Origin of the sequence: Klebsiella sp. SWET4 (assembly GCF_024296565.1) — a bacterium.
Classification (GTDB): domain Bacteria; phylum Pseudomonadota; class Gammaproteobacteria; order Enterobacterales; family Enterobacteriaceae; genus Klebsiella; species Klebsiella variicola.
Genome location: NZ_JANCOB010000002.1, coordinates 32024 through 44074, shown reverse-complemented (window position 1 = coordinate 44074; position 12051 = coordinate 32024). Strand labels below are relative to the sequence as shown.

Here is a 12051-nt window from a genome sequence, read left to right as displayed (position 1 = left end):
CCTCGTTAATCGCTAAATACCGGACCGGCCGGGAATCTGACCAGAAACCCGGTCACCGCCAGCAGCGATCTCAGCCCGGGCCAGACTATCTGTCGCTCGCGAAGCTCATCATCCAGCGTCAGTAGCGCAAATTCCCCCTTCTCACCCAGCACGCCACCCTGCCAGAGCAGGCGCTGCGCCTGCTGCCGCGCCCAGGGCGACTCGCTCTTCCAGGCCAGCAAATGCAGCATCGCCTGCTGCAGACAGACGCTGTGCGAATGGTTATCCCGCCGCAGCCGCCGGTAGACGGGCAGGGACACGCTGCGCACGGTATAAAATCCACTGCCCGCCTCTTCATCGCCTTCAGGAATAGCGCGGGCGAACTGCCCCGCCACGTCGCACAGCCGGTTGTGCGTCAGCGGAAGTTGCCGGGCGCTGAGCGCCCCGGCCGCCATGCACAGCAGACCGCTGCGCTGCAGCGAGGGCGTCGCAGAGCGCACGACCGCCGCCGGTAAGGCGATCACCGCCCGTGTTGCCTCGTCAGCGTTATGGTCAGCGCCGGCCTCATAACAGCTGGCCAGCAGCGCTTCACCAGGCGTGGCGTTCAGCGGGGGCGAAAGCAGGTTCAGCGCCGGCTGCAGTTGTGCAAGTTCATCGCCTGACGCCAGCATGGCGTCAACCACCGCCTCCCGTGTTGATGTCCGGTTTTCCGGACAGCATGCTATGGCTTCATTCATCACCGTCTCCTTATGAGAAATCTCCGCGGCCGGTATGCCAGCCGCGGGAACAGGCTGGCCTACATCGCCAGCACGTACTTGAGCATCACCCCGGCGGCGATCGCCGAGCCGATCACCCCGGCCACGTTCGGGCCCATGGCGTGCATCAGCAGGAAGTTCTGCCCGTCCGCTTCCAGACCCACTTTGTTCGACACCCGCGCCGCCATCGGCACCGCCGACACCCCCGCCGAGCCGATCAGCGGGTTGATTTTGTGCCGGCTGAACACGTTCATCAGCTTCGCCATCAGCACCCCGGCCGCGGTGCCCACGCAGAAGGCGATCACCCCCAGCACCAGGATCCCCAGCGTCTGCGGCTGCAGGAACTTGTCCGCCACCAGCTTGGCCCCCACCGACAGTCCGAGGAAGATGGTCACGATGTTGATCAGCGCGTTCTGCACCGTATCGCTCAGCCGCTCCACCACGCCGCTCTCGCGCATCAGGTTGCCGAAGCAGAACATCCCCAGCAGCGGCGCGGCGTCCGGCAGCAGGAGCGCCACCAGCAGTAACAGCACCGCCGGGAAGAGGATCTTCTCCCGCTTACTCACCGTGCGCAGCTGCACCATGCGGATCTTCCGCTCCTTATCCGTGGTCAGCGCCTTCATGATCGGCGGCTGGATCAGCGGCACCAGCGCCATGTAGGAGTAGGCCGCCACCGCGATGGCCCCCAGCAGCTCCGGCGCCAGCTTGCCCGACAGGTAAATCGCCGTCGGGCCGTCGGCGCCGCCGATAATCCCGATGGCCGCCGCCTGCGGCAGGGTGAAGCTGATGATGCCGAAGTAGTTCAGCGTCAGCGCTCCGAGGACGGTGGCGAAGATACCGAACTGCGCCGCCGCCCCCAGCAGCAGGGTGCGCGGGTTGGCCAGCAGCGGGCCGAAATCGGTCATCGCCCCGACGCCCATAAAGATGACCAGCGGCGCGATGCCCGAGCCGATGGCCACCTTATAGAAGATGGCCAGCACCCCGGCGGAGTAGCCCATGTCCACCGCGAGGCTCTCCATCTGCCCCTGCACCGACGGCAGGGCCAGCGCCAGTGCCTCTTTGATGGCGTGGACGTCCGGCGCGCAGTGGAGCTTCGCGGCAATCACCGCCAGCTGCGCCGGGTCGTGGTGGGCCAGCAGGCTCTCCAGGGCGGTGAGCGCCAGCCCGGCCTCCGGGATGTTCGACAGCAGGCCGCCGAAGCCAATCGGCAGCAGCAGTAACGGCTCAAACTTCTTCGCAATCGCCAGCCACAGCAGCAGCAGGCTGACCAGCAGCATCACCGCCTGGCCAGCCCCCAGGTGCATCAGCCCCATGCCCTGAATCAGGGCGTTCAGACTTTCCATTTCCGCTCCTCGTCCTTACGCCAGCTGCAGCAGAGTGTCGCCGACCGCCACCGCGTCGCCGGCTTTCACCGCGATGCCGCGCACGGTCCCGGCCTGCGCGGCGCGGATTTCGGTCTCCATCTTCATGGCTTCCAGAATCAGCAGCACCTCGCCTTCGGACACCGTCTGGCCTTCCGCGGCCAGCACCTTCCAGATAGTGCCCGCCAGCGGGGCGGTCACCGGGGTGCCGGCGCCGGCCGGAGCCGGGGCGGCAGCAGGCGCAGCGGCCACCGGCGCGGCGCTGAGCTGGCTGACGTCGCCGCCGTCGCTGACTTTGACCACAAAGGCTTTGCCTTCCACCTCCACGGTGTAGATACCGGAGGCGGCTGGTTTTTCTGCTTTTGCCAGCGGCTGCGCGGCTTCCGCCTGCGGTACCGGCTCAAAGGCTGCCGGGTTGTGGCGGTTTTCGAGGAACTTCAGGCCGGGCTGCGGGAACAGGGCCACGGTGAGCACGTCGTCGATGGCGTTTTCGGCAAGGGTGATGCCTTTCTCCTGCGCCTGGCGTTTCACATCCGCTTCCAGCTGCGCCAGCTCCGGCTTCAGCAGGTCGGCCGGGCGGCAGGTCACCGGGTCGGCGCCCTCGAGCACCCGCGCCTGCAGGGCGGCGTTCACCGGCGCCGGGGTGCGGCCGTACTCGCCCTTCAGGATACCGGCGGTCTCCTTCGCGATGGTTTTGTAGCGCTCGCCGGTCAGGACGTTGAGCACCGCCTGGGTGCCGACAATCTGCGAGGTCGGGGTGACCAGCGGGATGAAACCGAGGTCCTCGCGCACGCGGGGGATTTCCGCCAGCACCTCATCCAGACGGTGGGCGGCGCTCTGCTGCTTCAGCTGGCTTTCGAGGTTGGTGAGCATCCCGCCCGGGACCTGGGCGACGAGGATACGGCTGTCGGTGCCTTTCAGCTGGCCTTCGAAGGCGTGGTACTTCTTACGCACCTCGCGGAAGTACGCGGCGATGCTCTCCAGCTTGTGGATATCCAGCCCGGTGTCATATTGCGTGCCGGCGAGGGTGGCGACCAGCGCCTCGGTGGCCGGGTGGCCGTAGGTGGCGCTCATCGAGGAGATGGCGGTGTCGACGCCGTCGACCCCGGCTTCAATGGCCTTCAGCAGGGCCATCTCCGCCATCCCGGTGGTGGCATGACAGTGCAGGTGCAGGGTGACGTCGTAGCGCTTCTTGATTTCGCTGACCAGCTCAAAGGCGGCCCCCGGCGTCAGAATGCCGGACATGTCCTTGATGGCGACGGAGTCGACGCCGGTCTCCAGCAGCTGTTCGGTGAGGTCGAGCCAGGTCTGCAGGGTGTGCGCCGGGCTGGTGGTGTACGAAAGCGTGCCCTGGGCGTGGGCGCCGTGGCGGCGGACCGCCTGCAGGGCGGCCTGCATGTTGCGCGGGTCGTTCATGGCGTCGAAGACGCGGAAGACGTCCATGCCGTTTTTGACGGTGCGCTCCACGAAGCGCTCCACCACGTCATCGGCGTAGTGGCGGTAGCCGAGCAGGTTCTGGCCGCGGAGCAGCATCTGCAGCGGGGTCTTCGGCATCGCCTTTTTCAGCTCGCGCAGGCGGACCCACGGGTCCTCGCCGAGGAAGCGGATGCAGGCGTCAAAGGTGGCGCCGCCCCAGCACTCAAGGGAGCGGTAGCCGACGTCATCCAGCTGAGCGGCGACGGGGAGCATATCGTCGAGACGCAGACGGGTGGCGAACAGGGACTGGTGGGCGTCGCGCAGGACGACATCGGTAATGGCAACGGTCATAAATTCCTCCGTGAATTAAGGGTGAAGACGGCGATGGTGGTGAATGGCGGCGACAATCGCCGGCTTTAAGCGGGCGAAGTCGTCGGCGGGCGCGACGGCGGCCGGTGCCGGTTTGGGGGCGGCAGGCGGCTCGGGAAACAGGCGGTTGACGGCGAGGGACATTCCCCGGATGGCAAAGATGAGCAGCAGCAGGAACACCAGCACAAAGCCCATGCCGAGAAACATCAGGGTGAAGCCTTCGCCTAACAGGACGGCATTGTCAGTCATAAAATAGCCTTTGGGAGGAGCGCAATAATGGCTAACAGCAGACCGCGTTAGCCGAGTGGATTTCCCCGGACCGCCTGGTCAGAAGCCTCTGTTTAGCAGTCAGCTGCCGCTGCCATTACTGCGCTATATATTCAATCGGGGTTATTTAATGAAGCTCACATGTTTGCAGATTTCATCGGCGACAATGTCTTTGCGCTGATTAAAGATCACTTTATTCTGCTCAAACAGGTTATTGCCGTGGGTATCGATTGAGACAATTAACGGCCCGAACTCTTTCACCCGACATACCCATAAGGTTTCCGGCATCCCTAAATCACGCCACTGCGCATCTTCGATTTCTTCCACGCAGACCGCGGCGACGACCGCGCAGCCGGCCGGGAACACGCAGTGCAAGGCTTTATGCTCGGCGCAACCCTCTTCGGTTCCCTTCCCCATACCGCCTTTACCAACGATTAATTTCACGCCAGTCCTGGCAATAAACTCTTTTTCAAATTTCTCCATGCGCATACTGGTGGTCGGCCCAACGGAGACCATTTCAAATTTATCTTCCGAACCTTTAATCGGTCGCACAATCGGCCCGGCATGCAATATCGCGCCACCGGCAACATTGACCGGTAATTCACGCCCGCCCTCAATTAAGCGACGATGAGCCACATCGCGACAGGTCACAATATGGCCGTTGAGATAAATGATATCGCCCGCTTTAATATCAGCTAAATCTTCATCTTTAATGGGCGTAGTGAGTATTTTTTTAGCCATCAGAATGCCACTCCTGTGTGAGACGTAATGGTGTAGTTCAGGTCTTTATCGAAAACGATATGTCCTTTGCGGTGCGACCAGCAGCCGACGTTGACCGCCACGCCAATGGTGGAAGGATGGCGTGCGGTATTTTCGATATTGACGCCCATCACGGAGGTATTGCCGGACATCCCCTGCGGGCCCAGACCGATTTTGTTGATGCCGTCTTCGAGCATTTTTTCCAGCGATGCCGCCCGTTCGTTATCATTGTGCGAGCCAATCGGGCGCATCAGCGCTTTCTTCGACAGCAGCGCCGCGGTTTCCACCGACGTTGCCACCCCAACGCCAACCAGCAATGGCGGACAGGCGTTCAGGCCATAGCTGGTCATCACATCCAGCACAAAGCGGGTCACCCCTTCATAGCCAGCGCCAGGCATTAACACCATCGCTTTACCCGGCAGCGAGCAGCCGCCGCCAGCCATATAGGTGTAGATGCTGCACTGATCGGAATCCGGGACGATCTCCCAGAAAACGGTGGGTGTCCCTTTGCCAACGTTTTTGCCGGTGTTGTATTCATCAAAGGTCTCGACGCTGTTATGACGCAGCGGGGAGTCGACGGTGGCTTTGATCACCGATTCGCGCAGCAGCGCTTCCAGTTCGCCGATCAGCGGAAAGTTGGCGCCGCACTCCACCAGAAACTGGATCACGCCGGTATCCTGGCAGGAGGGACGATCCAGCTCTTTCGCCAGACGCTGGTTTTCAATCATGGTGGTAAAGATGACGTCCGCCAGCTGGCTGGTCTCTTTCTTATGCAACTCTTTTAGTTTTGCCGTGACGTCATCAGGCAATACTTTGCCGGTATATCCCACAAATCTGGCCATGATGTCGGTCATGCGGGATATCTGTTCGCTTTTGCTCATAAAGGCTCCTTAGTCAGAACAGCGTCCGTAAGTTACGGATGAAAAGGGAAAAGGATTGGCAGCAGGATCAGGCTGACAATGGTGGAAACGATAATCAGAGGGATGCCGGATTTGGCGTAATCGACGAACTTATAGCCCCCGGCCGACAGCACCATCATATTGGCGGGCATACCGATCGGCGTCGCATAGGCGCAGGAGCTGCCAATTACCGTCGCCATCAGCACCGCACGCGGATCGGCGCCCATACCGGCGGCAATCGACAGGCTCACCGGCACCAACAGCGCGACGGTGGCGGTATTGGACATAAAGTTGGTCATCACCACGGAGAGGGCAAAGACCACCACCAGCAGCATGAACGGCGAGGAGTTGTTGCCCAGTAGACCGATAATCTGGTCAGCCACCAGCTTGCCCGCCCCGGTCATTTCCAGCGCCTTTGCCAGCGCCAGAGTGCCGCCGAAGATAAAAATAGTCTGTGAATCAATGGCCTTGTAAGCTTGCTTTTCCGTCAGCACCCCGGTAACCACCAGCACCAGGGCACCGATACAGCCGGCCACCGCCAGGCTAATGCCGGTCTGTTTTTCGAAAATCATGCCGAGGATCGTGGCGATCAACACCACCAGGGACAGGATCTGCTTCCAGCGTGGAACGTGGCTGTAATCCCGCTGTTCGCCGACGCTGCCCACTTCCCCGCTGTTTGGATTATTGGGCAGAAACTTATAGCCAATGGTCAGGAAATAGAGGATGCCGCAGACCAGCATCGGTAGACCCACTTTCGCATACTCAAAGAAACCGAAGCCGCTACCGATATTTTGCAGGGCCGATTGCGCAATCAGGTTGCCCGGCGCGCCAATCAGCGACAGGTTGCCGCCCAGCGCGGCAGCAAACACCAGCGGCATCAGCAGACGCGAGCGGGAAAATCCCGATTTGGCGGCTACGCCAATGACGACCGGGATCAATACGGCTGCTGTACCGGTATTGGAGAGAAAACCTGACATCACGCCAACCACCACCATAATGGTGAAGATCAGCTGCTTCTCCGTTTTGGCGAAGTGAGTGATCACCCCACCGACTTTATTGGCCATCCCGGTCTCAAATAACGCCCCGCCAACGATGAACATGGCGACAAAAAGAATGACGTTGCTGTCGATAAAACCGGCAAAGGCCTGCTTCAGATCCAATACGCCAGTGACCACTAACGCCACGCAAACCACCATGGAAGTCACTGCCAGCGGCACTTTCTCCCAGACGAACATAACGATAGCGAACACCAGCAAACATAGGGTGATGGTAATCGGTTCCATACTTATAATTCTTCCTATCAATGATATATGATATTGTATCCAATATTGACGAGGGAGAAATTATTCCCATGCAAAAAGTAAGTCAATGCGTTTTTGTGGAATGATCGCGCAATGAGATCTACATCAAGATCCTGCGCAGATCGTCACGTTGAGGAATTAATAACGTTGATAAATATAACAAACGCCAGCTATTCGCTGGCGATCGATCCGGTCAGGGAGCAGGATCGGGCAGGTAACGCGTGAGCATATTCTCCATCGAGCGGATGATATGCTCATGCATTCGCTGACGGGCCAGCGCTTCGTTATGCTGCTCAAGCGCTTGTAAGATCGCTTTATGTTCACGGAGGGAAATGACGGCGTACTCTTCTTCGGTCACCTTGTGCCCCATCGACAGTCCGTTCCACATGTTGCAGAGCAGCATCTTCATTTTTTCATTTCCCGCCGCGTTCCAGATCTCCATGTGGAAGGCCTGGTTCAGGTCGGAATATTCAGCAGAATTATTGTCTGCCAGCGCCTTCTCTGCGGCATAGTGAACCTGAGCGATGCGTGAAATATCGGTCCCTGGACGAGAAGCTTTCGCCACCGCTTCACTTTCCAGTACAGCGCGAATTTCGTAATGCTCGCGGATAGTCTGCTCATTAATCCCCAGCACCACCGCACCTTTATTCGGCCGCACTTGAATCAGACCATCGGCGGCTAAAATCTGAAACGCTTCACGTACCGGCATGCTGGAAACGCCAACCATTTTGGCAATCCCTTCAAGGGTAATTTCCTGCCCTTCCACTAAATCCCGCGAAAGGATCGCTTTACGCAAAACCGCCGCCACCTGCTCCTTCGCGGAAAGAAGCTTAATTTTCCCTAATTTAGGCTTCTGCACTTTCCCAATCCTTCATATGTTGACGCATTATCTCCGCAAGCATAAGGAAATAACGCTGTGTTGCCTGAGCAATTTTTTCGCCTTCGCCATGGCCAATGGCGCTCGCCAGTTCGTTCAGGATCTGCGCCGACTCCTGGCCATCCTCTTTCAGGTACAGAATGACATAGGAAATATAACCGTCCAAAAATTGCTGATACGCCTTTGCCAGATAGCGGTTATCAAGATAGGAAATCAGCAACTGATGAAACGCCAGTTCACCGGCATTATCGCCAGCACGCGCCAGCTCCTGCGCGCGCGCGCGAAGTAATTCCCCCTGATTTGCCGGCACGAGGGCAAACAGTTCAACAGCCATCACCGCGATAACGCGAAAAATATGGCTCACATCCTCGACGGCCAGCGTGGAGACCTGCATATGTCGGTTAGGCAAGCGCACCAGAAATCCTTCCTGTTCAAGGGACTGTAGCGCTTCCCTAACCGGCATACGTGAAAGTCCCAATTGTTCCGCGATGTTCTCCTGAGTCAGTTCCTCCCCGGGTTTCATGGCGCCGGAGAGGATCTGATAACGAATCATCTGCGCGATTTGGTCCCGGGTCTGTTTTCTTTCGATCTTTTTCACGCTGTCCTCATGGCTGGTGGCTTAAAACGCGGGGGATTTTAGCAGATTTGCCCGACCGCTGGCGCATGGAGGCGAAAAGTGAGGCAATAAAAAGCCGGAACAACGGTTCCGGCTTTTTTGCACGTGCGAGGTTACTTGTTGACGAAGTCTTCGCCGAGCGCGATATCTTTCTTCAGGGTGTCCAGCATGCCTTCCAGCGCCTGCTGCTCAAAGGCGCTGAGTTTGCCGATAGACTGTCGCTCTTCCACGCCGTTTTTTCCCAGCAGCAGCGGCTGGGAGAAGAAACGCGCATAGTGGCCGTCGCCTTCCACGTAGGCGCACTCCACCACACCTTTCTCTCCCTGCATCGCGCGAACCAGAGAGAGACCAAAGCGCGCAGCCGCCTGACCCATCGACAACGTCGCCGACCCACCGCCCGCTTTCGCTTCCACGACTTCGGTACCGGCATTTTGAATGCGTTTAGTCAGATCGGCCACTTCCTGATCGCTGAAGCTGACGCCCGGGATCTGCGACAATAATGGCAGAATGGTGACGCCGGAGTGACCACCAATGACCGGGACTTCCACCTCGGTTGCCGATTTACCTTTCAGCTCAGCGACAAAGGTATTGGAGCGGATAATGTCCAGCGTGGTGACGCCGAACAGCTTGTTTTTATCGTACACGCCGGCTTTTTTCAGCACTTCGGCGGCGATAGCCACGGTGGTATTCACCGGGTTGGTGATAACACCAATGCAGGCCTGTGGGCAGGTTTTGGCAATCTGCTGCACCAGGTTCTTAACGATGCCGGCATTCACATTAAACAGGTCGGAACGATCCATGCCGGGCTTACGCGCTACGCCCGCGGAGATCAGCACCACATCAGCGCCTTCCAGCGCCGGGGTAGCATCTTCACCGGAAAATCCTTTAATTTTTACATCTGTGGGGATATGACTTAGATCTACCGCCACGCCCGGCGTAACCGGAGCGATGTCGTACAACGAGAGCTCTGAACCTGAAGGCAGTTGGGTCTTAAGTAGTAGGGCAAGCGCCTGGCCGATACCACCGGCGGCGCCAAGGACTGCAACTTTCATCCTAAACTCCTTATTATGGTTAATTTAGTCTTTCGTTATTCCGTCGCCTGGACCTTAATTCACAAGATGAACAATTACAATGATTATGGCTGAAGAATGCATTATTGTGCGTAGCAATAGAACAGCGGCGCACTTTATGCTTCCTGACTGACCATCCAGCAAAGCGAAGTACCGGATCGACTGTTGGTTACAATACACCCAGCCAGTTGCGCAAAACAACACCAACTCAATAACATTTCATTTACTTTTACATGGCTTTAAGCGTTGTGATGTGAACATGTTCCTTATATGGTTTTTTTGCTAAAATATGCCCCCTTCATAACATTATTGACCTATCCCGTTGCGGATTATTTGCATAAAAATTCACGGTTATGCATAATGATGTTGTTTTTACCACCATAATCTGGGTGACTTATGCGAAGTTCGGCAAAACAAGAAGAACTGGTTAAAGCGTTTAAAGCGCTGCTTAAAGAAGAAAAATTCAGCTCGCAGGGTGAGATCGTCCAGGCGCTGCAGGAAGAAGGCTTCGAGAATATCAACCAATCGAAGGTCTCCCGCATGCTCACCAAATTTGGCGCGGTTCGTACCCGTAACGCCAAAATGGAAATGGTCTATTGCCTGCCTGCTGAGCTTGGCGTGCCGACCACCTCCAGCCCGCTGAAAAATCTGGTGCTGGATATCGACTATAACGATGCCGTCGTGGTGATTCACACCAGCCCCGGCGCGGCGCAGCTGATTGCCCGTCTTCTCGACTCGCTGGGCAAGGCGGAAGGTATTCTCGGCAGCATCGCCGGGGATGACACCATCTTCACCACCCCTGCGCGCGGCTTTACGGTGAAAGATCTGCACGACGCCATCCTGGTCCTGTTCGAACAGGAACTCTGAGTATTCCCCTCTGGCAATCGTCAGAGGGCGACTCCCCTTTCTTTCTCTCTCACGCCCCTCAATCCAACAATTATTTAACATTTTGTGTGATTTAACGCGTCTATACGTTCTTTTACTTAAGGGAAACGCCTAAAACGCACAAAAGATCAAATTCGCATACCTTTATGATTTTATTAGAAATAAATCTTATCACTGCGGATAAGTTGTCATTTTTAATTCTTATAGGTTATAAAAAGCGCAATTCATTGTAACTATTAACGCGCAAAACAATTAGCATGGTATTAATATTTTTGGTGATTAGTGTATACTTGGTTTTGTGATGAGGGTCACGAAACAAAGACCCTCAACAAAAAGATTCGACGAGGTGAACATCATGAAAATCAAAACCACTGTAGCAGCACTCAGCATCCTGTCCGTCGTGTCGTTTGGCGCTTTTGCCGCTGACGTTATCAACAGCGAGCAAGCCCAGGGCCGCGAGGCCATCGGCACAGTTTCCGTCGGCGCGGTAGCCTCTTCCCCGATGGATATGCATGAAATGCTGAACAAGAAAGCGCAGGAAGAAGGGGCTTCTTCTTATCGCATTATCGAAGCCCGCACTGGCGACCACTGGCATGCCACCGCTGAGCTTTATAAATAAGTTGTAGTTCGTCAACGACTAACCCGACACAGATTCTCTACCGCGGCCTGGGCGCATACATCCCCCGCCGCGGCAAAACAAAGACTGGAGTAAAGATTATGAAACGCGCAATGATCATCGCATCCCTTGGCCTGGCTTCCGTTCTCTCTTTCGGCGCAAGCGCGGCCGTTCAGCAAGTTAACGCTGAACAAGCACAAAACCTGCAGTCCATGGGCACCATCTCCGTATCCCAGGTAGGTAGTGCGCCAATGGACATGCGTCAGGAGCTGGCCGCTAAAGCCGAGAAAGAAGGCGCCAGCAGCTACCGTATTATTGAAGCACGTACCGGCGATAGCTGGCACGCCACCGCTGAGCTGTACAAATAAACCCTCGTCGTCTTATTTCGACGACTTGCCCCCGCCTGCCGGGGGCTTTTTTTTGCTTCATCGCCGGCCCCGTCCGGAACAGCGATGTCTCAATGCGCTCCCCTGGTTCAGAAACACGTCCGTCACGGTCGGCGAGGCGCGCAACCTCTGGAGGGAAGCCTTCACCAATATTCAACAGATTAGAAATGAACGTTTAGCCATGCCGGGCGTTAAAGCGCAACTCCCCCTCCAGCTCCTCTTCTGCTTCATCAAATAATAAAATCAGCGCGCCGAAGCGCCGACGCTGCTTGTCGTTTAAATGAATAAACTCAATATCCAGCGGCAATGGCAGCAGCCCACCAGTCACCGCGTCCCACAGTGAATCGAGGTTGTTGACCTTATCCTGAGCCAGCTCAAAGGTTCGGGAAAACTCCCGGTAGAAATCCTGTTGTTCGGCGATTTCGTCAAAATCAAACGTATAGGTGGTCATGGCAGCCCCTCCCGCTTCTCTTCCTGTCGCCGTTAAGTATAGCG

14 protein-coding genes are annotated in these 12051 nt (G+C 57.2%); 3 read left to right on the top strand and 11 right to left on the bottom strand.

The features are described 5' to 3' along the window. Positions 1-5: 5 nt before the first annotated feature. The 10 genes from NKJ21_RS06955 to mdh all read right to left on the bottom strand — a co-directional run bounded on the left by NKJ21_RS06955 (position 6) and on the right by mdh (position 9651). Positions 6-716, bottom strand: coding sequence for a hypothetical protein (locus NKJ21_RS06955; protein ID WP_022065668.1), 711 nt, complete (start codon positions 714-716; stop codon positions 6-8). Positions 717-775: 59 nt separating this feature from the next. Further along, positions 776-2077 carry an oxalacetate decarboxylase subunit beta gene (locus NKJ21_RS06950; RefSeq protein ID WP_004147009.1) on the bottom strand — a complete coding sequence of 434 codons (1302 nt, stop codon included), beginning with the start codon at positions 2075-2077 and terminating at the stop codon, positions 776-778. 15 nt (positions 2078-2092) lie between these two features. Next, positions 2093-3862, bottom strand: coding sequence for a sodium-extruding oxaloacetate decarboxylase subunit alpha (gene oadA, locus NKJ21_RS06945; protein ID WP_072122018.1), 1770 nt, complete (start codon positions 3860-3862; stop codon positions 2093-2095). Between the two features lie 15 nt (positions 3863-3877). Then, on the bottom strand, positions 3878-4129 hold the full coding sequence (locus tag NKJ21_RS06940; protein ID WP_012540458.1) for an oxaloacetate decarboxylase subunit gamma: 252 nt from the start codon (positions 4127-4129) through the stop codon (positions 3878-3880). A 141-nt stretch (positions 4130-4270) separates the two neighbouring features. Next, complete coding sequence (ttdB, locus tag NKJ21_RS06935) at positions 4271-4888, bottom strand: L(+)-tartrate dehydratase subunit beta (RefSeq protein ID WP_008806673.1); 618 nt, start codon at positions 4886-4888, stop codon at positions 4271-4273. After that, a complete protein-coding gene (gene ttdA / locus NKJ21_RS06930; RefSeq protein WP_012540456.1) occupies positions 4888-5787 on the bottom strand; it encodes a L(+)-tartrate dehydratase subunit alpha in 900 nt (299 codons plus the stop codon). Before ttdA ends, ttdB begins: the two co-directional genes overlap by 1 nt. Before the next feature lie 32 nt (positions 5788-5819). Then, positions 5820-7088 carry an SLC13 family permease gene (locus tag NKJ21_RS06925; RefSeq protein ID WP_254732816.1) on the bottom strand — a complete coding sequence of 423 codons (1269 nt, stop codon included), beginning with the start codon at positions 7086-7088 and terminating at the stop codon, positions 5820-5822. Positions 7089-7299: 211 nt separating this feature from the next. Next, positions 7300-7965 carry a GntR family transcriptional regulator gene (locus tag NKJ21_RS06920; protein WP_008806676.1) on the bottom strand — a complete coding sequence of 222 codons (666 nt, stop codon included), beginning with the start codon at positions 7963-7965 and terminating at the stop codon, positions 7300-7302. Then, positions 7952-8581: a GntR family transcriptional regulator gene (locus NKJ21_RS06915; protein WP_254732814.1), complete on the bottom strand. Its 630-nt coding sequence runs from the start codon at positions 8579-8581 to the stop codon at positions 7952-7954. The genes NKJ21_RS06920 and NKJ21_RS06915 overlap by 14 nt, the downstream gene beginning before the upstream one ends. Positions 8582-8712: 131 nt before the next feature. Further along, positions 8713-9651: a malate dehydrogenase gene (gene mdh / locus NKJ21_RS06910; RefSeq protein WP_008806678.1), complete on the bottom strand. Its 939-nt coding sequence runs from the start codon at positions 9649-9651 to the stop codon at positions 8713-8715. 414 nt (positions 9652-10065) lie between these two features. Between mdh and argR the strand changes: the two genes are divergently transcribed. From argR to yhcN-B, 3 genes are all read left to right on the top strand, one after another. Beyond that, positions 10066-10536 (top strand): transcriptional regulator ArgR, encoded by a 471-nt coding sequence (argR, locus tag NKJ21_RS06905; RefSeq protein ID WP_002918625.1) that lies wholly within the window; start codon positions 10066-10068, stop codon positions 10534-10536. Between the two features lie 373 nt (positions 10537-10909). Continuing rightward, a complete protein-coding gene (gene yhcN, locus NKJ21_RS06900; RefSeq protein ID WP_008806679.1) occupies positions 10910-11173 on the top strand; it encodes a peroxide/acid stress response protein YhcN in 264 nt (87 codons plus the stop codon). 98 nt (positions 11174-11271) lie between these two features. Next, a complete protein-coding gene (gene yhcN-B, locus NKJ21_RS06895) occupies positions 11272-11538 on the top strand; it encodes a DUF1471 family stress response protein YhcN-B (protein ID WP_008806680.1) in 267 nt (88 codons plus the stop codon). Positions 11539-11731: 193 nt separating this feature from the next. Here yhcN-B and NKJ21_RS06890 read toward each other — a convergent pair whose 3' ends face one another. Beyond that, positions 11732-12007, bottom strand: a complete 276-nt coding sequence (locus tag NKJ21_RS06890; RefSeq protein ID WP_008806681.1) for a barstar family protein — start codon at positions 12005-12007, stop codon at positions 11732-11734. Positions 12008-12051: the final 44 nt, after the last annotated feature.